Source organism: Siccirubricoccus phaeus, from assembly GCF_008360935.1.
In the GTDB taxonomy this organism is placed as follows: Bacteria; Pseudomonadota; Alphaproteobacteria; order Acetobacterales; family Acetobacteraceae; genus Siccirubricoccus; species Siccirubricoccus phaeus.
This window is the reverse complement of record NZ_SRXO01000038.1, coordinates 1-24,143: the sequence shown is the minus strand read 5'-3', so window position 1 is coordinate 24,143 and position 24,143 is coordinate 1. Positions and strand designations below refer to the sequence as shown.

Below are 24,143 nucleotides of genomic sequence, written 5' to 3'. Positions count from 1 at the left end.
GACCTCATCCCCAACATGCCACAGCCGCGCCTTGCGCCGCTGATGCAGGGCTTCGCCAAGGCCGTGGCAGATGCCAACCTCTTCGTGCGAGCCAACGCCGGTTCAAAATGAGGGGATGGGTGAGGGGAACGGGGCGTCGCGGGAACGTCCATGCGCATCACCGCCATCGAAACCTCCGTCGTCGCGCTGCCCTTCACCATGGGCGGTCCGCATCCGCTGTTTGCCGGCCGGCCCTGGGACCGGCTGGAAATCCTGCTGGTGCGGGTGGAGACGGAGGACGGGCTGGTCGGCTGGGGCGAAGCCTTCGGCCATGCCGCCATCCCGGCGACCAAGGCGGCGCTCGACAGCATTGTCGCGCCGCTGGTGCTCGGCCGCGATGCGCGGGCGATCGAGACGCTCACCCGCGAGCTGATGCATGCGACGCATCTGCTCGGCCGCAACGGGCCGCATCTCTACGCCATCTCCGGCATCGAGATCGCGCTGTGGGATCTGCTCGGCAAGCGCGCCGGCATGCCGGTCTGGGCGCTGCTCGGCGGGCGGGAGAGGGCGAGCCTGCCCGCCTATGCCAGCCTGCTCTCCTACGGCAACGACCTCGCCCTGGTGGCCCGCAACACCGCGGCTGCGCGCAAGGCCGGCTACCGCCACATCAAGCTGCATGAGGTGACGCGGGAGGCGGTGCTGGCGGCGAAGCAGGCGGCGCCCGACGCCGCCCTGATGCTGGACGTGAATTGCGCCTGGACGCCGCCGGCAGCGCGGGACATGGCCGCCGCGCTTGCCGGCGACGGCCTCGCCTGGCTGGAGGAGCCGGTCTGGCCGCCCGAGGATGCGCATGGCCTCGCCAGCCTGCGCCGCCACGGCATCCCGCTCTCCGCCGGCGAGAACACCGCCGGCCTCTTCGGCTTCAAGGCCCTGGTCGAGGCCGGCGCCATCGACATCGCCCAGCCCAGCGTGACCAAAATCGGCGGCATCGGGGAGATGCTGCGCGTTGTCCGCTACTGCCAGGCGCAGGGCGTGGAGGTGGTGCCACACTGCCCCTATTTCGGCCCGGGCTTCGTCGCCACCCTGCACATCGCCGCCGCGCTGTGCGAGCGGCCGCTGGTCGAGGTGCTGTGGCTGGAGATGGCAGCCAACCCCTTCGACCCCTGGGTGCGCGCGCGGGACGGCCAAGTGGCCGTGCCGCAGGGGCCTGGCCTGGGCTGCGACCCGGACCCGGCGATCCTCGCGCGCTATCTTGCCGCGCCGCCGGTGCGCATCGTGGCGCGGCAGGCAGCATGAGGCGCCATCAACGGCCACGCCAATAAGGACGCAGGCCGCCGCCGGGCGGCCTTCGCAAACGGAGGAAGAAAGCCATGACCATCACCCGCCGCGCTTTGGCCCTGGGCGGCACCGGCCTCGCCGCCGGCGCCGCATTGGCCGCCCCCCTGGCCACCCCCGCCATTGCGCAGAATGAGCCGATCCGCATCGGCTGGCTCGCCGCCCTCACCGGCCCGAGCTCCGCCCCCGGTGTCGGCTTCAACCGCGGCGTGCTCTTCGCGGCCGAGGCGATCAACGCCGTCGGCGGGGTGAAAGGCCGTCGCGTCGAGATCATCACCCGCGATACCCAGGGCGACCCGACCAAGGCGGTGAACGCGACGCAGGAGATGATCAGCCAGCTCCGCGTCCACGCCATCTGGGGCCCGACCAATTCCGGCGAATCCCTTGCCGTCACCGCCATCATGGCGCGGGCGAAGATGCCCAACATCCATCCCTGCGTCGTCGATACGCTGATCGACGAGCGGCGCTACCCCAACGCCTTCCGCATCTCCCCCTCCAACACCCAGTGGGACGATGCGGTGCGCAGCTACTGCCTGACCCGCGTCAATGCCAAGAAGGTCGCCGTCATCGGCGACACCACGGGCTATGGCGTCAGCGCGCTGAACGCCTCCGTCGCCGCCTTCCAGCGCGACGGGGCGGAGGTGGCGTACAAGGCCAATATCGACGCCACCCAGCCGGACATGACGCCGGACATGCTGCGCGCCCGCAATGCCGGCGCCCAGGCCATCGTCGTCTGGTCGGTCTCCACCGGCATGGTCGCGCGGCTGCTGAACACCCGCGCGACGCTGGGCTGGGACGTGCCCTTCGTCGGCCACCCTTCCATGTCCTCGGGCGAGATCGGCAGCCTGATCGAGCGGCCGGCGAATTGGGAGAAGGTCTATGCCATCGGCTACCGGAGCTGCTCCTTCGACGCCGCCGGCAAGCTGCCGCCGCGCACGGCGGAGCTGGTGCAGCGCCTCGCCGGCAAGGTGAACCTGCAGGACACGCTGCTCTGGTGGGTCGCCTCGGCGATCGACGCGGTGAACCTCATCGCCAAGGCGGTGGAGGAGACCAATTCCACCGCCAGGGAAGCCATCATCGGCCATTGGAACGGGCTGAAGGACTACCCGGGCTATTACGGCACCTACACCTACTCGCCGACGCACCATAATGGCTATCCGACGGAGGAGGTGGTGATGTCGGCGGCGAATTCCGCGCGCGACGGCGCCTTCGCCCTGGCCCCGGGCTACTGAGCGCCGGCAGCGCGGGAGGACAAGGATGCTCGCTTCCATCATCGCCTCGGGGCTCGCCGTCGGCGCGGTCTATGCGCTGATCGGCATCACCTACAACACGATGTTCGCCACCTCCCGCGTCATGAGCTTCACCGCCGGGCAGCTCGGCATGCTCGGCGGCGTCTTCGGCTCGCTCTTCGCGCTGCGCCTGGGCCTGCCGGTGCTGCCCGCCCTGGTGCTGACGCTCGCCTGCTGCGCCCTGATCGGCGTGGTGACGGAAATCGTCGCCGTGCGGCCGGTGCTGAAGAGCCTCGACCAGCATCTCTACGTGCTGACCACCCTCGCCCTGGCGCTGCTGATCCAGCACACCACGGCGATGGAATGGAGCACGGAGCCGCAGCCCTTCCCCCGCCTGCTCAACCTCGGCAGCGGCATCTGGGACGAGAAATACTGGCTGCCGGTCGTGGTCTGCCTGCTGACCATCCTCGGCCTCGAATATCTCTACCGCCGCACCCTGGTCGGGCGCGCCTTCGTCGCCATCGCCGAGGACAACTTCGCCGCCCGCGCCCTCGGCCTGCCGGAGCGGAACCTGCGCATCGCCAGCTACGCCCTGGCGGGCGCCATCGGCGCGCTGGCCGGCTTCGCCGGCGGGCAGCTCCTGCTCGCCTTCTTCGCCAACGGCCCGCTGCTGAATTTCTACGGCTTCATCCCGGTGGCGCTGGGCGGCCTCGGCAACAACCGCGGCGCCGTCATCGGCGGCTTCCTGCTCGGCCTGTTCCAGCAGGCGGCGAATTTCATGGTCGGCGGCATCTTCTCCTCGGTTGCCGTCTTCACCCTGTTCATCATCGTCCTCCTCGCCGCGCCGCAGGGCATGTTCGGCGCGCAGGCGGCGCGGAGGGTCTGACGTGGATGCGACGACCGGAACCGCACCGCCGCGCGCGGCCGCCGCGGTGAAGCTGGCGGGGCCGCTGACGCCGCTCTGGCCCTTCCTGCTGCTGCTCGCCAGCGGCCTGGCCATGCCGCTGACGGGCAACGACTATTGGGGCCTCATCGCCACCCGCATGGCGGTCTACTGGGTGCTGGTCGCCGGGCTGAACCTCATCGTCGGCTTCGCGGGACAGCTCGCCATCGGCTATGTGGCACTGCTGACCATCGGCGCCTACACCACCAGCGTGCTGGCGGCCGGCAACGTCCTCCCGCCCCTGCCGGCCTTCGCCGCGCTCGGCGTGGCGGGGCTCGCCGGCGCGGTGTTCGGCGTGGTGGTCGGGCTGCCGGCGCTGCGCCTGCGCACCTTCTACTTCGCGATGACGACGCTGGGCTTCGCCACCATCGTCACCCAGATCACCCTGGCCTGGCAGGACGTGACCGGCGGCGGCATCGGCATCCCCGGCCCGATGCTGCCGGAACCCTTCGATACCACCTGGGGCTTCCTCTATTTCTGCCTCGGCTTCGCCGCGGTCTGCACCTGGCTCACCGCCAACATCGCCCGCAGCCGCTTCGGCCGCGCCTTGGTCGCGGTGCGGGATGCGGAGGTGGCGGCAGAGGCCTCCGGCATCCACAAGCCGAAGCTGCTGGTGCTGGTCTTCATCCTGGCAGGCGCGCTGGCGGCGATGGCCGGCGGGCTCTTCGCCACCTTGCAGACCTACATCACGCCGGACGCCTTCACCTTCGACCTCTCCCTGCTCTTCTTCATCGCCGTCTTGATCGGCGGGCGCGGCTCCATCCTCGGGCCGCTGCTCGGCACGGTCATCCTGACGGTGCTGCCGGAGATCGCCGCGCCGCTCGCCGCCTGGTCCACCTTCCTCTATGCGGCGCTGCTGCTGGTCATCGTGCTCGCCATGCCGGGCGGCATCGCCGCGCTGATCGACCCGCGCGGCCGGCGCAAGCTGCCGGAGAACCGCGTCATCGCGCCGCTTCCGGAAGCGCTGGACGCGCTGCTCGGCCAACGGCAGGTGCCGGAACCGCTGCGCCTGCGCGGCATCGTCCTTGCCTTCGGCGGGGTACGGGCCATCGACGGCGTGGATCTGGAGGTGGCGCCGGGCCAGGTGCATGGGCTGATCGGTCCGAATGGCAGCGGCAAGACGACGACGCTCAACGTCATCTCCGGCTATTACCGGCCGGAGGCGGGGAGCATGGCCATCGGCGCAGCGCCGCTGCCGGCCGGGCAGCCGCAGGGCCGCGCCGCGCTGCGCATCGCCCGCACCTTCCAGACGCCGCGGCTGATCGGCGAGGCCTCGGTGCTGGAAAACGTGATGATCGGCGGCACCATCGACGGCAAGGCGGGGTTCGCCGAGGCGCTGCTCAGCCTGCCCCGCCAGCGCCGCGACGAGCGGGAGCTGGAAGCCCGGGCCCGCCTGGCGCTGGAGGCCGTGGGCCTTGCCGGCCTCGGCGAGGTACGCGCCGACCGGCTGCAGCACAGCGAGCTGCGCTTCATGGAGATCGCCCGGGCGCTGATGCTGCGCCCCGCCTTCCTGATGCTGGACGAGCCGGCGGCGGGACTTTCGACGGAGGAGATCCGCCGCCTCGGCGCGCTGATCCGCAACATCAGCCGACACGGCACCGGCGTGCTGCTGGTGGAGCACCATGCCGATCTCATCTTCGACATCTGCGACCAGGTGACCGTGCTCAATCTCGGCAAGGTCCTCGCAGCGGGAACGCCGGCCGAAATCCGCGTGCACAGGGAGGTCGTCAGTGCCTATCTCGGCGCCTGAGCAAAGCCTGCTCGAGGTCCAGGGCCTCGAAGCCGGCTATGGCAAGATCGCCGTGCTGCACGGCGTGGAGCTGCGCATCGGCAAGGGCGAGGTGGTGGCCCTGCTCGGCCCCAACGGCGCCGGCAAGACGACGCTGCTGCGCGCCCTCTCCGGCCTGCTGCCGGTCACCGCCGGCAGCGTGCGCTTCGAGGGGCAGGACCTGACCAATGCCAGCCCGCGCGACGCCGCCCGCGCCGGCATGGTGCATGTCATCGAGGGGCATCGCGTCTTCACCCAGATCTCGGTGGCCGACAATCTGGAACTCGCCGGCTACGATTTGCCGCGCGGCGAGCGGGCGGCACGGATCGAGGAGGCGCTGGCCTTCTTCCCGGAAATCGCCGCCAAGCGGCGGGACCGCGGCGGCGCGCTGAGCGGTGGGCAGCAGCAGATGCTGGCGGTGGCGCAAGGGCTGGTGCGGCGGCCGAAGCTGCTGATGCTGGACGAGCCCTCCGCCGGCCTCTCCCCCGTGCTGGTGGACCGCGTGCTCAGCGTGGTGCGGGAACTTTGCGCCAAGGGTACCTCGGTGCTGCTGGTGGAGCAGCTCATCGAGAAGACGCTGGCCGTTTCGGACCGCGTCCATGCGCTGGCGCAGGGGCGCATCGTGCTCTCGGCCGGGGCGAAGGAGGCGGATCTGCCGCATCGCCTGGAACGCGCCTATTTCGGGACGGAGGTGCCGACGGCGCTGCACGCCTGACGCCCGGGGGGGGCGAGGGCCGGCGCCTGCTGGGCGGCGGCGGCCGATTCGGGCATGGACGCCGGGCCGGCGCGGTGACACCCTCCCCCCATGTCCAAGAGAACCATCGCCAGCACCTGCTGGGAATGCGGCACCCTCTGCGGCGCGCTGCTGACGCTGGGGGAGGATGGGCGCGTCGCCAAGGTGGCGCCCAACCCGGCGCATCCCACCTCCAAGGGCGCCTTCTGCGTGAAGGGCATCCGCGGCCTGCCGGAATGGACGGACCATCCGGACCGGCTGCTCTACCCGATGCGTCGCGTCGGCCCGCGCGGCGACGGGGTGTGGCAGCGCCTCTCCTGGGACGACGCGCTGGAGGAGGTGGCGGAGGGGCTGGCCAGGGTGCGCGCCGAGCATGGCCCGCTGGCGCTGGTCGGCGCGGTCAGCGGCGCCTTCTTCTCCCGCGGGGCGGTGGTGGCGCTGCTCATGCGCTCCCTCGGCTCACCGAATTGGATGATCAACCAGGATCTCTGCGGCGGCTGCCGGGCGGTGAGCGACCGGATGACCGGGCTGAATATCGGCCGGGGCGAGGAGATCGAGGCGGCGAATTGCACGCTGATGGTCGGCCGCAACCCGCATGCGGCGGACCCGATCCAATGGGCGGAGCTGAAGCGGGCCAAGGCGCGCGGGGCGAAGCTGGTGGTGCTGGACCCCTTCCGCACGCCGGCGGCCGAAATGGCCGATGTCTGGCTGCGGCCGCTTCCGGGGACGGATGGCGCGATCGGCCTCGCCATGCTGCATGCGATGATCCGGGACCGGCGCTACGATGCCGAGTTCGTCGCGCGCTGGTGCCATGGGTTCGAGGCGCTGGCGGCGCGTGTCGCGCCCTGCACGCCCGAATGGGCGGCCGGCATTGCCGGCGTGGCGGCGGCGGATATCGAGCGCGCGGCGTCGCTTTACGCCGATGGCCCGTCCACCTTCGTCGGTGGGCATGGGATCGACGCCGCCAGCAATGGCGTGCAGACCTACCGCGCCTTCCACTGCCTGGGGCGATCAGCGGCAATCTGGACCGGGTGGGCGGGAACCGGCGGGTGAAGAAGCCGGCCGGCTTCCGCACCTATCTGGAGCTGCTGCACGACCCCCGCTTCCGCCTGCCGGAAGCGGTGGAGCGGCAGACGATCGGTGCCGACCGCTTCCCGCTCTGGGCCGGGCCGGAGGGGTGGCAGACCGCCTGCCACAACGCCTCGGTCATCGAGGCCATGCTGACCGGCGCGCCCTATCCGGTGCGTGGGGCCTATGTCAGCGGGGTGAATATCGCCGTCACCTATCCGGATGCGCGGCGTACCCTGGCGGCTTTGCGTTCCCTGGATTTCCTGGCGGTCGCCGCGCATACGATGACGCCGACCGCGGCGGTGGCGGATATCGTGCTGCCGAAGACGACGACCTTGGAGGAGGAGGAGGTCACGCTGGATCCCTCCGGCCCCAACATCGCCTATACCGCCGCGGTGCCGGCGCGGGGCGCGGCGCGGAGCGATCTGGCGATCGCCGCCGGGCTGATGGAGAAGCTGCGGGCGCGGGGGGCGCTGAGCGCGGAGCTGCTGCCCTGGCGCAGCCAGGCGGAGTTCAACGATTTCCTGCTGGGGGAGAGCGGCATCCCGCTGGAGGCGCTGCGGCGCGACGGCTACGCGCATTTCCCCTATGAGCGCGGCGATTTCGCGCGCCGTGGCTTTGCCACGCCGAGCGGGAAGATCGAACTGTATTCGGAGAGCGCGGCGAAGCATGGGCTGGACCCGCTGCCGGGTTTCCTGCCGCCGCCCGAGGCCAACGAGCCCCTGCTGCTGCAGACCGGCTTCCGGGAGAAGACCTATCACCATTCCCGCTTCCGGGATCAGGCCTGGGCGCGGAAGGTCTCGCCCGACCCGGAGGTGCGGCTGCATCCGGAGACGGCGGCGGCGCATGGCGTGGCGGAAGGCGATTGGGTGGAGGTGGAGTTGCCGGACGGCCCTGGCGCCTGCCGCATGCGGGTGACGATCACCGACCGCACCCAGCCTGGCGTGCTGACCACTGGCATGGGCTGGTGGCTGCCGGAGGCGCCGGGGCCGGAATTCGCCGCGCTGGAGATCAATGTGAACGCGGCGCTGAGCTATCGCGGCGCGACGGACCCGATGAGCGGCTCGGTCAACATCGGCGCGCTGCCCTGCCGGATGCGTCGGGTGGAGGCGACGGGCTGAACCCTCGGGTTTAAAACTCGGACCGGGGTCCGGGGCCAGGTCCTGGCCCCGGCGGGGGTGCAGGGGGCAGAGCCCCCTGCCGGGGGCTTACGGGGGCGGAGCCCCCGTCTCCAGTTCCTCCCGCAGCATTTCCAACTCCAGCCACTCTTCCTCGGCCTTCGCCAGCGCCGTTTCCTTCTCCGTCAGCGCCGCCGTGAAGCGGTCGAACCGCGCCTTGTCGCGGCTGTAGAGGTCCGGTGCCGTCAGGGCCTGGCGCAGCGTGGCGATTTCCTTTTCCAGCGTGGCGATCTGCCCCGGCAGCGTTTCCAGCGCGTGGAGCTGCTTGAAGCTCAGCTTCCGCTTCGCCGGCTCGGCGGCGGCGCGCGGTGCTGCCTCCCGTGCCTTGGGCTTCGTCTCCGCCGGTGCCGCCGCACCGGCCAGGATGCCCGGCCCTCCCTGCGCGAGCATGTCGGAGAAGCCGCCGGCATATTCCTGCCAGCGCCCCTCGCCCATCGCCACGACCACGCTGGTGCAGACCCGGTCGAGGAAGTCGCGGTCATGGCTCACCACCAGCACCGTGCCGGCGTAGTCGGCCAGCAGCTCCTCCAGCAGGTCCAGGGTTTCCAGGTCGAGGTCGTTGGTCGGCTCGTCCAGCACCAGCAGGTTGGAGGGGCGGGCCAGGGCGCGGGCCAGCATGAGCCGCCCGCGCTCCCCGCCGGAGAGCATGCCGACCGGCGTCCTTGCCTGCTCCGGGAGGAACAGGAAGTCCTTCATGTAGCCGATGACGTGGCGCTTCTGGCCGCCGACCTCCACCTGGTCGCCGCGGCCGCCGGTCAGCGCGGCTTGCAGGGTGGTGTCCGGGTCCAGGCTTTCCCGCCCCTGGTCCAGCCGCACCATGGAGAGGCCGGTGCCGAGGCGGATCGTGCCGGCATCCGGCGGCAGCTCCCCGGTCAGCATCTTCAGCAGCGTGGTCTTGCCGGCGCCGTTGGGGCCGATGAGGCCGACGCGGTCGCCGCGCAGGATGCGGGTGGAGAAATCCCGTACCATCGGCGGCTGGTCGGCAAAGGATTTGCGCAGCTCCTCGGCCTGGATCACCAGCGTGCCGCCGCCCTGCTGCTCGCTGGCCGCCAGCTTCGCGGTGCCGGTGGGCTTCAGCGCCTCCCGCCGGCGCTCGCGCAGCGCCGCCAATTCGCCGACGCGGCGCATGTTGCGCTTGCGGCGGGCGGTGACGCCGTAGCGCATCCAATGCTCTTCCCGGACGATCTGGCGGTCCAGCTTGTGCGCCTCGCGCTCCTCCTCTTCGAGAACCCGGTCCCGCCAGGCCTCGAACTCGGAAAAACCTTTGTCCAGCCGGCGGGTGGTGCCGCGGTCCAGCCAGACCATGGCGCCGGAGAGGGTCTCGAGGAAGCGCCGGTCATGGCTGATGAGGACGAGGGCGCCGCGGAAGCGGGACAGCTCCGCCTCCAGCCAGGCGATGGCGGGCAGGTCCAGGTGGTTGGTCGGCTCGTCCAGCAGCAGGATGTCCGGGCTGGCGGCCAGGGCGCGGGCCAGGGCGGCGCGGCGCGCCTCGCCGCCGGAGAGGCGGGCGGGCGCCTCCTCGCCGGTCAGGCCGAGCTGTTCCAGCAGCAAGCGGGCGCGGTGCGGATCGTCGCCGGGGCCGAGGCCGGCGGCCACATGTTCCCACACCGTCTTCGCCGTGCCGAAATCCGGCTCCTGCGGCAGGGTGCGGAGGGTGGCGCCGGGTTGCAGGAAGCGGGTGCCGGCATCGGGGGCCAGGGCGCCGGCGGCGATCCGCAGCAGGGTGGATTTGCCGGAGCCGTTGCGCCCGACCAGCGCCACCCTTTCGCCAGCGCCCACGGAGAGGGAGGCCCCGGCCAGCAAAGCCTGGGTGCCGAGGCGGAGATGGATGTCCTGAAGCAGCAGCAGAGGGGGCGCCATGCGGCGGAGTTCGCAAGGGGGCGGGACGGCGTCAATGGGGGCTTTGCCCACGTGCCCCCGCCAGGGGCGCTGCCCCTATGCGCGAAGTTCGGAAAACAGGAACGGAAACGAACGCGAAGTCGGGCGCTTCGCCCCCCACACCAGAGAGGCTCTGCCCCAGGACCCCTGGTCTGAGTTTTGGACCCGTGGGTCAAATCAGCAAACTTTATGCGGGGTTCGGGGGGAAGCGTTGCCGGCCGCGCCGGCAACCCCGCCCGGGGGGGGGTGCAGAGGGCAGAGCCTTCGGCCGGGGATTTCGCGGGGGAAGCCTCCATCCCTACCACGCCGGGTCTCCCTACTTCCTCTCCCCGTCGATCACCGGCGGCCTCGGCGCCGCCCCCCACACCCGCCGCCAGATGTCCAGGGGCACCAGCACGAAACGCTCCTGCCCGTGCCGGCGCAGCACCACCGGGCCGCGGATCGCCTGGTCCACCAGCGCCGGCACCGCCGCCTCCACCGGGTCCAGGTCGAGCCGCGGCATGCCTTCCAGCCCGGGCGCCGCCTCCATCTCCGGCGGCGGCCGGATCGGGTCATCCTCCTCGCTGCGCCATCCCGGCATGCGCCCGGCCCCTGCTGTCCAGGGCCAGAGATGCACGCCGCCAGCCCCCGCATGAAGGGCAAATCCGGCGCATTCAAAAAATTGGCAACAGATCGCCGGCCCGCCGGGGCTGTGCGCTGGGTAACTGGCATGGACGCAATGGCATTGTTAGTTTCGCCGGTGTTCGACCGGAGGTTTCGTCCGTGGCCAGCAATTCCCGCCGCATGATCGCCCTCGTCACCGCTGCGGCGCTGCTCGCCGGCTGCGTCACCACGCGGGAAGGCCGGATCGGCGCGGATGACGGCACGGATTCCTGCCGCCCGCAGGTCGTCGCGCTGGACAGCACGGGGAATTTCTTCGCCGAGGACATCCTGCGCGGCGCCGCCATCGGCGCGGTGGGCGGCGCGGCGCTCGGCGCCATCGCCGGTGGCGATTGGCGCTCCGCCCTCATCGGCGCGGCGGCGGGCGGCGCGGCGGGGGCGGCGGGCGGCTATCTCGCCGCGCTGCAGCAGCGCAGTGCGGACCAGGCCGGGCTGCGCGCCAGCCTCGCCGCCGATCTCGGGCGGGAGAATGCGGAGCTGGACCGCACCCAGGGGGCCTTCAACCAGCTCATGGATTGCCGCTTCAACCAGGCGCGGCAGGTACGGGAAGCCTATCAGCAGGGCCGCCTGCCGCGCAGCGCGGCGGAGACGGAAATGGCCAATATCCGCGCCCGCACCCAGCGCGACGTCCAGCTCGCCCGCAGCATCGACCAGCGCATCGGCAGCCGCGGCGCGGAATTCGACACGGCGGTGGAAAGCGTCGCCCCGGGCACCAAGGCAATGGTGCTGGCCAGCCGCAACGCCGCGCCGGTCACTGCCCAGGCGCGCAGCCCGGTGGCGCTGAAATTGCGGCCGGAGGCCGGGGCGCCGGAGGTCGGGCAGCTCGCCGCCCGGCAATCCGTGCGGATCCGCCCGGTGGCGCCCGGCTACGCCCTGGTGCAGAGCGCCGATGGCCAGCGCCTGGGCTATGCCGAGCAGAGCGCCTTCAACGCCCGCGGCGCGCTGGTGGCGCCGCGCAGCATCGAGTCCCGCGCCCAGGGCGCCGGCCCGGCCGTCGCGGATAATGACGCGCGGACGCTGGCCGCCAGCAACATTGCCCGGCGTGAGGGCTTTTCCGAGAGCGTCGCCAATGCGGAGACGGCGGCGCAGGGCGGCAACGGCTTCGAGCTGGCGGGCTGATGCGTCCCAAGGGGCGGGCCAAGGGCCGGGCCAGAGGGCAGGCCTGGGGGCGGGCCGCCGTCGCGCTCTGGGCCGCACTGGCGCTGCTCGCCGCCGCGCCGGGCGGGGCAGCGGCGCAGGAAGCACGGCAGCCGCCGCAATTGCAGGAAGCTCGGCAGCCGCCGCAGGCGCCGGTCCTCCGCGTGGAGGCGGCGGCGCATACCGCGCATCTCTCCCGCCTCGCCACGGACAGCGCCGGGCGGCTGCTGATCAGCGTCTCGGACGACAAGACGGCCCGGCTCTGGTCCCTGCCGGAAGGCGCGCCGCGCGGCGTGCTGCGGCCGCCGATCGGGCCGGATGCGGAGGGCGAGCTCTACGCCGTGGCGCTCTCCGCCGACGGAAGGCGGGCCTTCCTCGGCGGCCATACCTGCCGGGCCTGGGACGGCGCCTTCTGCATCTACGTCTTCGACACCGAGACGCGCCGCATAGTGGCGCGGCTGCCCGGGCTGCCGGCGCCGGTGCTGCATCTGGCCCTCTCCCCGGACGGCACGCGGCTGGCCGCGGCGCTGGATGGCCGCGCCGGCATCAAGGTGTGGGATGCGCGGGGCGGCCAGCCGGTCTTCGAGGACAGCGCCTATGGCGGCGCCGCCCGCATGCTGGCCTTCGATGCCGGCAACCGCCTGGCGGTCAGCGCCGCGGATGGCCGCATCCGGCTGTACGAGGCCAATGGCCGCAAGCTGGCGGAGAAAACACCGCTGGCCAATGCCAGCCCCTATGGCATCGCGCTCTCGCCGGACGGCGCGCTGCTGGCCGTCGGCTACGAGAACAGGCTGCGCATCGACGTCCTGGCCCTGCCCGATCTCCGCACCGTGCTGACGCCGGAGGTGGCGGGGCTGGCGGGGGAGGGCCTGCCCGCTGTCGCCTGGGCGGCGGATGGCCAGGGCGGGGTGCAATTGCATGCCGCGGGCTATGCAAGGCGGGCGGGCGGGGCGGCGGGCTTCGTCATCCGCCGCTGGGCGGATTTCGGCCTGGGCCCGGCCACGGATATCCCGGCCTCGCGCGACGCCATCCCCCAGCTTCTCCGGCTGCCGCGCGGCGGGCTGGCTTTCGCCGCCGACGATCCCGGCTGGGGCCGGCTGGCGCCGGATGGCAGCCTGGCCCAGGCGCCGCGGCCGGTGACGGCGGAATGGCGCCTCACCGCCGGCAGCCTCGCCGTCTCCGAGGATGCGCAGCTTGTGCGCTTCGCCCTCGCGCCCGGCGCGCCGCCCCTGGTGTTCGACGTCGCCGCCGGGCGGCTCTCGCCGGCCGATCCGGGCGAGGCGCTGACCCCCGCCCGCACCTCCTCCCCCCGCCTCCCGATCAGTGAATGGCGCGGCTCCAACCGGCCGCGCTTCGGCCCCCAGCCGCTTCGGCTGAATGAGCAGGAATTCGCCCGCAGCCTCGCCATCCTGCCGCGGGAGGACGGGTTCCTGCTCGGCACCGACACCCAGCTCCGCCGCTACGACGCCGCCGGGAAGCCGGCGGGAGAGCCTTACGCCCTGCCCGGCGCCGCCTGGGGCCTCGCGGTGGCGGCGGATGGCACGGTGGTGGCGGCGCTCGGCGACGGCACGCTGCGCTGGTACGAAACCCGCCCGGATGGCCGCTTCGCCGAGCGCGGCGCCCTCTTCCCGCATGCCGATGGCAGGCGCTGGGTGCTGTTCACCCCGGAAGGGCTGTTCGACCATGCGCCGGAGGGGGGGCAGGACCTGGTCGGCGTCCATCTGAACGGCCAGCGGGCGCAGACGCCGGAATGGGCCAGCTTCCGCCAGGCCTATCGTGCCCTCTTCGCCCCGGCCGAGACGCGCGCCCGCATCGCCGGCGACCAGGCGCCGGCGGCGGCGCGGCTGGCCGGGCTGGGCGCGGTGCGGGAGCGGATCGGGCAGCTTCCCCTGCTCTCCGGCAGCGCCGCCTGCGCGGTGGCGGCGGACGGCAATTGCGTCCCCCTGCCCTTCGGCGCCGCCTGGATCCCGCCCGGCGCCACGGCGCTGCGGCTGACCTTGTCCGCCCAGGCACGCGGGCTCGGCCTCGGGCCGCTCGATGTCATCGTGAATGACCGGATCGCCGCGCGCGGCACCGCCGGCCAGGGCGAGACCATCATCGAAGTGCCGCTGGATCCCGGGCCGAACCGGGTGGCGACGCGGCTCCATGCCGAGGATCGCAGCCTCTTCGCCGAAGGCCCCGCCCTGGAGCTGCGGCGGGAGGGCGAGGCGGCGCCGCCGCCCGATGCGGGCCGGCTGCTGGTGCTGGCGATCGGCGTGGACCGCTACGCCAATGCGGAGCTGAATTTGCGCTTCGCCGTCGCCGATGCGCGGACGGTGGCGGAGACGCTGAAGCGCCACGGCCAGGACCTGTTCCGCAGCGTGGAGGTGACGCTGCTGACCGATGCCGAGGCGACCCGCGCCGGCGTACTGGCGGCACTCGACCGCCTGGCGGAGCAAGCGCGGCCGGAGGACACTTTCGTGCTCTACATCGCCGGCCACGGGCTGCGGACGGAGCCGGACCGGCGCTTCCTCTTCCTGCCTTCGGACGTCCGGGACATCTCCTCCTTTTCCGCGCTGCGGCCGCAGGCGCTGGAGGATGAGGCGCTGGTCGGCGCCCTGGCGCGGGTGCGGGCGCGGGACGGGTTCCTGTTCATCGACACCTGCCATGCCGGGCAGCTCACCGTGGACAGCCTGGCCGCGCTGGGCAACGAGACCGGCCGTTTCCTGCTCGCCGCCAGCACCAGCGTGCAGGAGGCGCTGGACAGCTATGACGAGCGCAACGGGCTGTTCGCCGTGGCGGTACGGGAGGGGCTGACCGGCCAGGCGGCGAGGGATGGGGAGGGCCGCATCTCCGCCCTCGCCCTGGGCGAATGGGTCACCCGCCGCGTGCCGCAACTCGCGGCAGAGAAGCGTCACCGCCAGGATGCCGTGTTCCGCACCGCCCAGCGCGATCTGCGCAGCTTCCCGCTGGCCCGCGCGGCCCGGTAGGCCGAACCCGCAAACGCATACCGGGGTCCGGGAACCGGTTCGGTCCCCCGCGGAAGTGCGGCGGGCGGCGCCCTCTGCCGGGGTTGGTCCGCCGCGTCCGACCGGCACTGCCGCCAAGGGGCGAAGCCCCCATTGTTTCTTCGTCACCCGTTCCGCCGGCCCCACCCGACCACTGCGCTATTTTGCAGACAGGACGCGCGCTTTCTGCGCGATGGCTGTAGAGTGCGCCCGACTGAGGACGGAACGGTTCAGGGCCGGGGAGAACCTCCCGGCCAGGGCACGCCTGCAAGCGGAATCGGGATAGCTGCGCGAATGCTGCCGAACGAGATTGCCGGGAAGTATGAGCTGCGCGGCACGCTGGGCGCCGGGGCCATGGGCACGGTCTATGACGCGGTGGACCGGCTGATCGAGCGCCGGGTGGCGATCAAGGTGGTGAAGAAGCCGCCGCAGGGCGACCCGGAGGGCGAGGAGGCGCATGCAAGGTTCCGCCGCGAGGCCCAGGCCGCCGGCCGCCTGACCCACAACAACATCGTCGGCGTCTATGATTACGGCGAGAATGCCGACACCGCCTGGATCGTGATGGAGCTGGTCGAGGGCGGCTCGGTGAAGGACCGGCTCGACCGGAAGGAGCGCTTCCCGGTCGCCGAGATCGTCCGGATCATGGATGGCGTGCTCTCGGCGCTCGCCTACAGCCATGGCCGCGGCGTGGTGCACCGGGACATCAAGCCGGCCAACATCATGCTGGCCGCGGACGGCACGGTGAAGATGGCCGATTTCGGCATCGCCCGGCTGGAAAACTCCTCCATGACCCAGGTCGGCACGGTCATGGGCACGCCGAGCTACATGGCGCCGGAGCAGCTCCGCGGCGAGACGGTGGATGCGCGGGCGGATATCTGGGCCGCCGGCGTCATGCTCTACCAGCTCCTGACGGGCGAGAAGCCCTTCGATGGCGGGCTGGCGGCGCTGATGCACAAGGTGATGAACGCCGAGCCGATTCCGCCCAGCCAGCTTGCCGGCACCTGCCCGCGCGGCTTCGACGCGGTGGTGGCCAAGGCGCTGGCGAAGCGGCCGGAGGATCGCTGGCCGACCGCGACCGCCTTCGCCGAGGCGATCCGCCGCGCCGCCGCCGCCCCCTCGCCGCCATCCGCGCCGGTGGCGGAGGCGGATTCGGAAGCCACCATCGTGCAGGGGGTGCGGCCCGCGGCTGCCGCAGCGGCGGCGCCCCTGGCCGGCCGCGCCGCCGACCCCTTCGATGCCACGCCCGCCGTGGCCCGGCCGCCGCCGCCCGCCGCCACCGCCAGCGCGCCGCCCCCGGCGGCGAGGAAATCCAGCCTGCCGCTGATCGCCGGCGGCGGCGCCGCGGCGCTGGTCGCGGCAGGGGTTGCCGCCTTCTTCCTGCTGGGCTCCGAGGCCCCGGCCCCCGCCCCGACCCCGCCGCCGCGGCAGGCCGCGGCGGACCCGCAGGCGGCGGAGCGGGAACGCCAGCGCCTGGCCGCCGAGCAGGCGGCCGCCGCCCAGGCCGAAGCGGATCGCCGGGCGCGCGAGGAGGCCGCCCGCCAGGCCGCGTCGGCCGCCGAACAGGCGCAGCGCCAAGCCGCCGCCCAGGCCCAGGCGCAGGCCGAGGCGGAACGCCAGGCGGCCGAGCAGCGGGCGCGGGAGGAAGCCGCGCGCCAGGCCGCCCTCACCGCCCAGCAGCGCGCCGAGGAAGAGCGCCGCCGCGCCGAGAACCTCGCCGCCGATCTGCGCCAGGCCGGCGCCGCCGCCGTGGCCGCCGCCCCCTGCAGCCTGCTGACCTGGAGCGCGACACCCACCACCCTCACCGTCGCCGGCGTGCTGCGCCGGGGGGGCGAAGCGGCCGTGCAGCAGGCCATCGCCGCGCGCGGCGTGCCGCCGGAGGCGGTGCGGCTGCAGATGACCGCCTTCGACGGCCCCTATTGCCAGGCGCTGGAGCTGGTGAAGCCGGTTGCCGCGGCGCCGGACGGCGCGCCGAAGGTGACGCTGATCGGCACCCAGCCCTTCGCCAAGGGCGAGCTGCTGCGCATGGATATCGGCATGCCCGCGGTGCCGGCGCAGCTTTACGTGGCGTATTTCATGCAGTCGGGGGAGGTGGCGCATCTCGTCCCCTCCCGCCCCGAAGCGGCGAATGCCCGGCCCCGGCTGGGCGAGCCGAGCGGCGGCTTCACCGGCTGGGAGGTGGACGAGCCCTTCGGGACGGATCTGGCGCTGGTCTTCGCCTCCGACCGGCCGATCTTCACCCAGCGGCGGCCCACGGTGGAGCAATCCGATGCCTATCTCTCGGCGCTGGCGGCGGGGATCCGGCAGGCCCAGGCGCAAGGGGGGCGGGTGACGGTGCGGGCCCAGGTGATCGAGACGGTGCCGCGGCGGTAATCGGCGGGGCTCGGCCCCTCCGACGGCGGCAGAGGACGCTGCCTCGCTGGCGGCAGTGCCGCCGCCAACCCTGCCGGGGCCAGGGCTTGGCCCCGGATCCTGGTGTGAGCCTGGACCCGCGGGTTCAACCTCTCCCGGCGGCTTGCCGGGCGCGCTACCGTTCCTCCCCCCGGCGGCGTGCCCGCAGGGCCATGGGAGAGAAACGGACATGACCATCACCGCCGCGGCCACGCGCCGCGCGATGCTCGCCCTGCCGGGGCTGCTCGTCGCCACGCGCGGCCAGGCCCAGGCCACCTGGCCGGACCGTCCCGTGCGGCTGCTGATCGGCTACCCGCCGGGCGGGCCGACCGATTTCCTCGGCCGCCTGGCCGCCACCGGGCTGCAATCCGCCTGGGGACAGACGGTGGTGGTGGAGAACCGCGCCGGCGCCTCCTCCTCCGTCGCGGCGGAGGTGGTGGCGCGCGCCGCGCCGGACGGGCTGACGCTGTTCTTCGCCTCCAACGCTGTCATCCTGAACGCGGCGGTGCATCCCAGCCTGCCCTACGCCCTGCCGGACGGCTTCGCCCCGATCGGCACCTTCTGCAGCGCGCCCAACGTCTTCTGGTGCGCCGCGGACCAGCCCTGGCGGGACCTCCGGGCCGTGGCCGACGCCGCCCGCGCCCAGCCCGGCGCCCTGGCCTACGGCACCACCGGCGTCGGCGGCACCGGGCATTTCGGCGGGGAGACGCTGTGCCGGGCGCTGGGCATCTCCCTTTCCCACGTGCCCTATCGCGGCACGGCGCCGCTGATGCAGGACGTGCTGGGTGGCCGCGTGCCGCTGCTCTCCCATGGCATGGCGGGCGCGGTAGGCCCGTACCAGGCAGGGCAGATCCGGCCGCTGGCCGTGCTCGGCCCGAAACGCGCGCCGGAACTGCCGGAGGTGCCGACCATGGCGGAGCTGGGCCACCCCGTGCCGGATTCCGGCGTGTGGTTCGGCATCATGGCCCCGGCCGGAACCCCGCCCGCCCTGGTGGCGCGCATGGCGCGCGACCTGGAGGCCGTCGCCGGCACCGCCGATACGAGGGTGAAGCTCGCCACCCAGGCCGCGGTGCCGGATTTTGCCGGGCCGGAGGAATTCGCCACCCGCATCCGCACGGAGCTGGCGACCTGGCGGGAGATCGCCCGGAGCCTCGGCGTCAAGCCGGAGTAGCCGAAGAAGCTGCTCTGGGCGACCGCGCCCCCGGCGGGAGAGACGGCCCGGCAATGGCCGCCGGCGTCCGGCGCTTCCGCCGGAGGCGAAAATGCTCCAGCTCCGGACCCCGGTTCGGACTTCAGGCCCGCGGGCTGAACCGCAAACTCACACCGGGGTCCGGGGAGGAGTATCCTCCCCGGCGGGGGTGCAGGGGGCGGAGCCCCCTGCATAGGCCGCCTGCAGCGCCGCCAGTTCGAGCTTCCGCATCCCGAACATCGCCTGCATGGCCCGGGCCCGGCCCGCCGCCTCGCCCTCCCACAGCAATTCCCGGACCCCGTCCGGCACCACCTGCCACACCACGCCGTAGCGGTCCTTCACCCAGCCGCAGGGCATCGCTTCCCCGCCGGCCGTCAGCCCTTCCCAGACCAGGTCCGACTCGGTCTGGTCCTCGCACAGCACCAGCAGCGAGACGGCCGGGGTGAAGGCGAATTGCGGCCCGCCATTGATCGCCACCAATTCCGTCCCGCCGATATGGAAGGCGATGGCCACCACCGCGCCCTCCGGCGCCGGCCCCGCGGCGGTGGCGTGCAGCACCTGGCCCTGCCGCGCCCCGGGGAAGACGGAGAGGTAGAAGGCCACCGCCTCCTCCGCCCGGTGGTCGAACCAGAGATGCGGGGTGACCTTCTGCAGAATCGCCATGGCGTTCACCCCTGCAGGCTGCGGGCGGTGGCTTCGAGCTGCTCGGCCACCTGGCCCCAGCCCTCGTGGAAGCCCATGCGCTCATGCTCCTCCCGGTCCGCGGCGGACCAGTGGCCGCAGCGGGCGATGTAGCGCGTGCCGGCGCCGGTATCCTCGAAGGTGATGGTCGCCACCATGAAGGCGCGGGCGGCGGGCCGCCAGCCGGCGGTGAGGGCATCGGTGAAGACCAGGCGCTGCTGCGGCACCACCTCGAGGAACACGCCCTCCAGCGGGACCACCTCCCCCGCCGGGCCGCGCATCGTCATCTTGCTCCCGCCTCCCGGGCGGACATCCAGCTCCACATCGGAGACCTTCCAGGGCAGCGGGCAGTACCAGCGGGGCAGCAGGGCCGGGTCCGTCCAGCAGCGCCAGAGCAGCTCGCGCGGCGCCTGCAGGAGGCGGCCGAGGACCAGTTCGCGGTCGTCGCGGGGGGTGACGTCGATGGGTGTGCTCATGCCGGCATTTCCTTCCTTTTGGGCGTGAAGAGCAGTTCGAGGTAGCGCCGCAGATGGTCCAGGCTTTCCTCCGCCATCGCCACCTCGTCGGTGGCCTTGGCCAGGATGAAGGCGCCCTGGATCACGGCCTGGGTGTGGCGCGCCAGGCTGGCGGGGGTGAATTGCCCCGCCAGGCCGCGCGCCCGCATCGCAGCTTCGATATCGGCTTCCAGCGTCGCGGCATGGCCGCAGATCGCCGCCTCGCAGGCGGCGCGCAGCGCCGGGCTGGTGGCGTAGCTTTCCTGCACCACCGTGCCGGCGAAGCAGGTGACCTCCGCCAGCGGGCCGCGCAGCCAGTCCCGCCGCTGTGCCACATAGCCCAGCACGCGGTCCACCGGGTCCGGCAATTCGCGGTAGGGCGCGGTGGCGCAGAGCGCGTCCGCGGTGGCGGCAAAGCGCGCCGCGGCGGCGATGGCCAGCGCTTCCTTGCTGGGGAAATGGTGGAAGAAGGCGCCCTTGGTCACGCCGGCGGCGCGGCAGATCTCGTCCACCGAGGTCGCGGCGTAGCCCTGGGCGCGGACCACGCCGATGGCGGCGTCCAGCAGCTTGTCGCGGGCGGTGGCGGCGGGGGGCATCGGGGTTCCTCCTGCCAGGAGGCATACCAACCGGTCGGTATGGAACGCAAGCCCGAAATGCCGTTGTTGGAGGATTCATCCGCCTCCGTCATGGTGCCGCCCGATTTGCTGGAGGACTTCCATGCTGCATCGCCGCGCCGCCCTGGCCCTCCCCTGGGCCACGCCCTTCGCCCTTGCCTTGCCGGCCCTCGCCCAGGGCTGGTCGCCGGACCGGCCGATCCGCGCCATCGTCCCCTTCGCCCCGGGCGGCACCACGGATGTCGTCGCCCGGGTCTTCGCCGAGGCCGCCGCGGCGCAGCTCGGCCAGCCCCTGGTCATCGAGAACCGGCCCGGCGGGGCGGCGGGGCTGGTGGGCATGGATCTGGTGGCGAAGGCGCCGCCGGACGGCCACACCATCCTCATCCACAGCAACGCCATCGCCGTGGTGCCGGCGCTGGTGGCGCGGATGCCCTTCGACGTGATGGGGGATCTCGCGCCGCTGGCGCATCTCGGCCGGATTCCCCAGGTGCTGGTGGTGGATCCCCGCCTGCCGGTCCGCAGCATGGCGGAGCTGCTGGCCTATGTCCGGGCGCGGCCGGGGCAGTTGAATTTCGCCAGCGCCGGCATCGGCAGCGCCATCCATCTGGCGGGGGAGGTGTTCCGCTCCGTGGCGAAGCTGGACATCCAGCCGGTGCATTACCGCGGCGGCGGGCCGGCCATGCAGGCGGTGATCAGCGGCGAGGTGGTCTTCACCATCGACCCGGTGGCCTCGGCCAGCGGCCATATCCGCGGCGGGTCGGTGCGGGCCATCTGCATCACCGGGCCGGACCGGGCGCCGAGCCTGCCGGAGGTGCCTTCCGCCACCGAGGCGGGGCTGCCGGAGCTGAAGGTGGAAGCCTGGGTGATGGCGATGGCGCCGGCGCGCACGCCGGCCGTGGCGGTGGCCCGCTATGCCGAGGCCTTCGCCCGGGCGGCGGAGGGGGCGAAGCAGCGGCTGGCGGATCTCGGCGTGCAGCCGGCGACGGTCAGCGGCAGCGCGGCGCTGACGGAATTCCTGCGGCAGGACATGGCGCGGAGCGTGGGGGTGCTGCGGGAGGCGGGGGTGCAGCCGGAGTAGGTGTTGAGAGGGGCTCTGCCCCTCTCAAACTCTCCCCGCCAAAGGCCGAAGGGCCTTTGGAAACCTTGAGTTTGGCGTCTCGACCGTCGGCTCCAAGATTCAAGGGTTCGGTCCTTGGCGGGTGGAGTTTGAGGAGGGTCGCGCCGTAAGGCGCGCCTTGCGGTGCGACGCCCTCCTCAACACCCAAGCCAATCCCTGAGCACACCCGTCACCACCCCCGGCTCCTCCATCGGCGGCAGATGCCCGCAGCCCGGAATCACCTCCAGCCTTGCCCCCATGATGCCGGCTGCGATCTCCTCCGCGTGTTCCGGCGGCGTCAGCACATCCGCCTCCCCCACCACCACCAGCGTCGGCACCGTGATGCCGGCCAGATCCGGCCGGCTGTCCGGCCGCCCGAGGATCGCCGCCTGCTGCCGCAGGAAGGCGTCCCGCCCCACCCGTTCCGCCATCGCCATCACCGCGGCGCCCACCGGCCCCGCCAGGTGCCTGGGATGCACCAATTGCGGCAGCAGCCGCGGCGTCACCCCGCGGAAGGCCCCGGTGCGCGCCAGGCCGATCAGCCCGCGCCGGCGCCGCGCCTGCGCCTCGGTATCCGGCCGCGCGCTGGTGTCCAGCAGGGCCAGCCTGGTCACCCGCTCCGGCGCCTGGCGCAGGATCTCCAAGGCCAGGTAGCCGCCCATGGAAAGCCCGGCCAGGGCGAAGCCCGGCGGCGCGGCGGCCAGGGCGCGGGCCGCCATGGCGGCCAGGCTGTCATCGCTGACCGTATCCGCCACCTGGCAGCGGGCGACATCCCGCAGCCCGGCGATCTGCGCCTGCCACAGCGCCGCATCGCAGAGCAGGCCGGGCAGCAGCAGCACATCCTGGATCTCTGGCATGCGCGCCGGCATAGCCCTGGCCGCCGGCCGAGGAAACCGCAGCCCAACTCCGCCGCGCGGCTTGCTTTTCCGTGCCATCCGGCGCATATGGCGCGCGGACAGACGCGGCACCCGGCGGGTTGCCCGCCGGGCGTCGGTTTCAGCGGGTGGTTCGGACCACGCCGCCACCATGCCGCCGCCGTCCCGGCGAAGGAACCGACCACACTTGACCGATACCCCTGAGCGGCCCGCCCCCCTGGCGGCCGAGGCCGAGCCCACGGAAGCCGCGGCGCGCATTGCCCCGGCGAAGGCCCAGTCCGCACCAGAGACGGCCGCGACCCAGACGGCCGCGCCCGAAATGCCTGCGCCCGACATGCCTGAGCCTGGATCGGCAGCGCCCGAGATTGCGGCCCCCGATGTTGCGGCCCCCGATCCTACGCCCCCTGGGGCGGCGGCAGCCGCGGCAGCGCCGGACCCCGTCGCCGCTGCCCCTGCCCCGGCCGCAGCACCCGCGGCTGCGGCCCCGGTGGAGGACGTCGCCGCGGCCGCCGAAGCCGAGGCCGCCACCCTGGCGGAGGCCGGGGAGACGGCGGAAGACGAGGACCTCGCCGCCGAGGAGGCCGAGGCCGCCGAGGCCGAAGCGGATGAGTCCGATACGGACGAGGATGAGGAGGAGCCAGCGGAGGAGGACACCGCCCCCCGCGTCACCTTCGCCGATCTCGGCCTTTCCGAGCCCATCCTGCACGCCGTCGCGGAGGCCGGCTACGTCACCCCGACGCCGATCCAGGAATCCGCCATCCCGGTGGTGCTGATGGGCCGGGACGTGCTGGGCACCGCCCAGACCGGCACCGGCAAGACCGCCGGCTTCACCCTGCCGATGATGGACATCCTCGCCTCCGGCCGGGCCAAGGCGCGCATGCCGCGCAGCCTGATCCTGGAGCCGACGCGCGAGCTGGCCCTGCAGGTGGCCGAGCAATTCGAGAAATACGGCAAGTACCTCAAGCTCAACCACGCCCTGCTGATCGGCGGGGAGAGCATGAACGAGCAGCGCGACGTGCTGGAGAAGGGCGTCGATGTCCTGATCGCCACGCCCGGAAGGCTGCTGGATTTGTTCGATCGCGGCCGCATCCTGCTGGCGGATTGCAAGATCCTCGTCATCGACGAGGCGGACCGCATGCTCGACATGGGCTTCATCCCGGATGTCGAGCGCATCGTCTCCATGCTGCCCGGCATGCGGCAGACGCTGTTCTTCTCCGCGACCATGGCGCCGGAGATCCGCAAGCTCGCCGATGCCTTCCTGCAGAACCCGAAGGAGATCAGCGTCTCGCCGCCGGCGAGCGTCGCGACCACCATCGTCGCCGGCCTGCTCTGGTGCCGGGAGCTGGACAAGCGCGAGGCGCTGCGCCGGCTGATCCGGCGGGAGCAGGTGCAGAACGCGCTGATCTTCTGCAACCGCAAGGTCGAGGTCGACATCCTCTACAAATCGCTGAAGCGGCACGGCTTCGCCGTCGGCGCCCTGCATGGCGACATGGACCAGCCGAGCCGCTTCGCCACGCTGAACAAGTTCAAGGCCGGCGAATTGCAGCTTCTCGTCTGCTCGGATGTCGCGGCGCGCGGCATCGACATCGGCGGCCTCTCCCACGTCTTCAATTTCGACGTGCCCTTCCGGGACGAGGATTACGTCCACCGCATCGGCCGCACCGGCCGGGCGGGGCGGGAGGGCCATGCCTTCACCATCGCCACGGCGGATGATGCGCGGAACGTCGCCGCCATCGAGAAGCTGACCGGCAAGCCGATCCCGCGCATCGAGGTCGAGGGGCTGGACCCGGTGAGCAATGAGGAAATCGCGGAAGCCGCCGCCCGCCCGCCGCGCGGCCGCGGCGGCCGTGGGCGGGACGCCGCGCGCGGCCGCGGCGGGCGCGACGCGCCGCGCGAGCGCGGTGGGCGGGA

At 72.7% G+C, this 24,143-nt stretch carries 19 protein-coding genes; 13 read left to right on the top strand and 6 right to left on the bottom strand.

Translation table 11 applies throughout. The annotated features are described in order from the left end of the window. The first annotated feature begins 150 nt into the window (after positions 1-150). The 7 genes from E5N76_RS28620 to E5N76_RS28590 all read left to right on the top strand — a co-directional run bounded on the left by E5N76_RS28620 (position 151) and on the right by E5N76_RS28590 (position 8,176). Complete coding sequence (locus tag E5N76_RS28620; protein WP_149541393.1) at positions 151-1,275, top strand: mandelate racemase/muconate lactonizing enzyme family protein; 1,125 nt, start codon at positions 151-153, stop codon at positions 1,273-1,275. A 74-nt stretch (positions 1,276-1,349) separates the two neighbouring features. Continuing rightward, positions 1,350-2,546, top strand: a complete 1,197-nt coding sequence (locus E5N76_RS28615; protein ID WP_149541392.1) for an ABC transporter substrate-binding protein — start codon at positions 1,350-1,352, stop codon at positions 2,544-2,546. A gap of 25 nt (positions 2,547-2,571) precedes the next feature. Continuing rightward, entirely contained in the window at positions 2,572-3,429 is an 858-nt protein-coding gene (locus tag E5N76_RS28610; RefSeq protein WP_149541391.1) for a branched-chain amino acid ABC transporter permease, read from the top strand. Between the two features lies 1 nt (position 3,430). Then, on the top strand, positions 3,431-5,236 hold the full coding sequence (locus tag E5N76_RS28605) for a branched-chain amino acid ABC transporter ATP-binding protein/permease (protein ID WP_207792145.1): 1,806 nt from the start codon (positions 3,431-3,433) through the stop codon (positions 5,234-5,236). Next, complete coding sequence (locus tag E5N76_RS28600) at positions 5,217-5,969, top strand: ABC transporter ATP-binding protein (RefSeq protein WP_187830469.1); 753 nt, start codon at positions 5,217-5,219, stop codon at positions 5,967-5,969. The genes E5N76_RS28605 and E5N76_RS28600 overlap by 20 nt, the downstream gene beginning before the upstream one ends. A gap of 90 nt (positions 5,970-6,059) precedes the next feature. Next, positions 6,060-7,040 (top strand): molybdopterin-containing oxidoreductase family protein, encoded by a 981-nt coding sequence (locus tag E5N76_RS28595; protein ID WP_149541389.1) that lies wholly within the window; start codon positions 6,060-6,062, stop codon positions 7,038-7,040. Continuing rightward, a complete protein-coding gene (locus tag E5N76_RS28590) occupies positions 7,037-8,176 on the top strand; it encodes a molybdopterin dinucleotide binding domain-containing protein (protein ID WP_149541388.1) in 1,140 nt (379 codons plus the stop codon). The genes E5N76_RS28595 and E5N76_RS28590 overlap by 4 nt, the downstream gene beginning before the upstream one ends. A gap of 87 nt (positions 8,177-8,263) precedes the next feature. Here E5N76_RS28590 and E5N76_RS28585 read toward each other — a convergent pair whose 3' ends face one another. Further along, on the bottom strand, positions 8,264-10,093 hold the full coding sequence (locus tag E5N76_RS28585) for an ABC-F family ATP-binding cassette domain-containing protein (protein ID WP_149541387.1): 1,830 nt from the start codon (positions 10,091-10,093) through the stop codon (positions 8,264-8,266). Between the two features lie 334 nt (positions 10,094-10,427). Beyond that, positions 10,428-10,691: a hypothetical protein gene (locus tag E5N76_RS28580; RefSeq protein WP_149541386.1), complete on the bottom strand. Its 264-nt coding sequence runs from the start codon at positions 10,689-10,691 to the stop codon at positions 10,428-10,430. A gap of 182 nt (positions 10,692-10,873) precedes the next feature. Here E5N76_RS28580 and E5N76_RS28575 point away from each other — a divergent pair, with 182 nt between their 5' ends. The 4 genes from E5N76_RS28575 to E5N76_RS28560 all read left to right on the top strand — a co-directional run bounded on the left by E5N76_RS28575 (position 10,874) and on the right by E5N76_RS28560 (position 18,454). Next, positions 10,874-11,890, top strand: a complete 1,017-nt coding sequence (locus E5N76_RS28575; RefSeq protein ID WP_149541385.1) for a YMGG-like glycine zipper-containing protein — start codon at positions 10,874-10,876, stop codon at positions 11,888-11,890. Further along, positions 11,890-14,877 carry a caspase family protein gene (locus tag E5N76_RS28570; protein ID WP_149541384.1) on the top strand — a complete coding sequence of 996 codons (2,988 nt, stop codon included), beginning with the start codon at positions 11,890-11,892 and terminating at the stop codon, positions 14,875-14,877. Before E5N76_RS28575 ends, E5N76_RS28570 begins: the two co-directional genes overlap by 1 nt. Positions 14,878-15,189: 312 nt before the next feature. Continuing rightward, positions 15,190-17,265 (top strand): serine/threonine-protein kinase, encoded by a 2,076-nt coding sequence (locus E5N76_RS28565; RefSeq protein WP_149541383.1) that lies wholly within the window; start codon positions 15,190-15,192, stop codon positions 17,263-17,265. Positions 17,266-17,473: 208 nt separating this feature from the next. After that, complete coding sequence (locus E5N76_RS28560) at positions 17,474-18,454, top strand: Bug family tripartite tricarboxylate transporter substrate binding protein (RefSeq protein WP_149541382.1); 981 nt, start codon at positions 17,474-17,476, stop codon at positions 18,452-18,454. 147 nt (positions 18,455-18,601) lie between these two features. Here E5N76_RS28560 and E5N76_RS28555 read toward each other — a convergent pair whose 3' ends face one another. Genes E5N76_RS28555 through E5N76_RS28545 form a run of 3 tightly spaced genes read right to left on the bottom strand, consistent with a single transcriptional unit; the run spans position 18,602 to position 20,243 of the window. Then, positions 18,602-19,135: a VOC family protein gene (locus E5N76_RS28555; protein ID WP_207792144.1), complete on the bottom strand. Its 534-nt coding sequence runs from the start codon at positions 19,133-19,135 to the stop codon at positions 18,602-18,604. Between the two features lie 5 nt (positions 19,136-19,140). Further along, positions 19,141-19,629: an SRPBCC family protein gene (locus E5N76_RS28550; RefSeq protein ID WP_149541381.1), complete on the bottom strand. Its 489-nt coding sequence runs from the start codon at positions 19,627-19,629 to the stop codon at positions 19,141-19,143. Next, the gene (locus tag E5N76_RS28545) at positions 19,626-20,243 is read right to left on the bottom strand and encodes a TetR/AcrR family transcriptional regulator (RefSeq protein ID WP_149541380.1); all 618 of its coding nucleotides are present in this window, start codon (positions 20,241-20,243) and stop codon (positions 19,626-19,628) included. The genes E5N76_RS28550 and E5N76_RS28545 overlap by 4 nt, the downstream gene beginning before the upstream one ends. Before the next feature lie 121 nt (positions 20,244-20,364). Here E5N76_RS28545 and E5N76_RS28540 point away from each other — a divergent pair, with 121 nt between their 5' ends. Continuing rightward, complete coding sequence (locus E5N76_RS28540; protein WP_187830468.1) at positions 20,365-21,339, top strand: Bug family tripartite tricarboxylate transporter substrate binding protein; 975 nt, start codon at positions 20,365-20,367, stop codon at positions 21,337-21,339. A 176-nt stretch (positions 21,340-21,515) separates the two neighbouring features. Here E5N76_RS28540 and E5N76_RS28535 read toward each other — a convergent pair whose 3' ends face one another. Then, positions 21,516-22,214: an alpha/beta fold hydrolase gene (locus tag E5N76_RS28535; protein WP_235907955.1), complete on the bottom strand. Its 699-nt coding sequence runs from the start codon at positions 22,212-22,214 to the stop codon at positions 21,516-21,518. 169 nt (positions 22,215-22,383) lie between these two features. Here E5N76_RS28535 and E5N76_RS28530 point away from each other — a divergent pair. Next, positions 22,384-24,143 (top strand): DEAD/DEAH box helicase (locus E5N76_RS28530; RefSeq protein WP_149541377.1); only part of this gene is annotated, 1,760 nt, incomplete at its 3' end.

Coding starts and splice junctions, on each gene's coding strand:
- E5N76_RS28550 (WP_149541381.1), bottom strand. CDS start 19,629: ATGAGCACACCCATCGACGTCACCCCCCGCGACGACCGCGAACTGGTC.
- E5N76_RS28620 (WP_149541393.1), top strand. CDS start 151: ATGCGCATCACCGCCATCGAAACCTCCGTCGTCGCGCTGCCCTTCACC.
- E5N76_RS28615 (WP_149541392.1), top strand. CDS start 1,350: ATGACCATCACCCGCCGCGCTTTGGCCCTGGGCGGCACCGGCCTCGCC.
- E5N76_RS28585 (WP_149541387.1), bottom strand. CDS start 10,093: ATGGCGCCCCCTCTGCTGCTGCTTCAGGACATCCATCTCCGCCTCGGC.
- E5N76_RS28570 (WP_149541384.1), top strand. CDS start 11,890: ATGCGTCCCAAGGGGCGGGCCAAGGGCCGGGCCAGAGGGCAGGCCTGG.
- E5N76_RS28610 (WP_149541391.1), top strand. CDS start 2,572: ATGCTCGCTTCCATCATCGCCTCGGGGCTCGCCGTCGGCGCGGTCTAT.
- E5N76_RS28580 (WP_149541386.1), bottom strand. CDS start 10,691: ATGCCGGGATGGCGCAGCGAGGAGGATGACCCGATCCGGCCGCCGCCG.
- E5N76_RS28565 (WP_149541383.1), top strand. CDS start 15,190: ATGCTGCCGAACGAGATTGCCGGGAAGTATGAGCTGCGCGGCACGCTG.
- E5N76_RS28535 (WP_235907955.1), bottom strand. CDS start 22,214: ATGCCAGAGATCCAGGATGTGCTGCTGCTGCCCGGCCTGCTCTGCGAT.
- E5N76_RS28540 (WP_187830468.1), top strand. CDS start 20,365: ATGCTGCATCGCCGCGCCGCCCTGGCCCTCCCCTGGGCCACGCCCTTC.
- E5N76_RS28555 (WP_207792144.1), bottom strand. CDS start 19,135: ATGGCGATTCTGCAGAAGGTCACCCCGCATCTCTGGTTCGACCACCGG.
- E5N76_RS28545 (WP_149541380.1), bottom strand. CDS start 20,243: ATGCCCCCCGCCGCCACCGCCCGCGACAAGCTGCTGGACGCCGCCATC.
- E5N76_RS28560 (WP_149541382.1), top strand. CDS start 17,474: ATGACCATCACCGCCGCGGCCACGCGCCGCGCGATGCTCGCCCTGCCG.
- E5N76_RS28595 (WP_149541389.1), top strand. CDS start 6,060: ATGTCCAAGAGAACCATCGCCAGCACCTGCTGGGAATGCGGCACCCTC.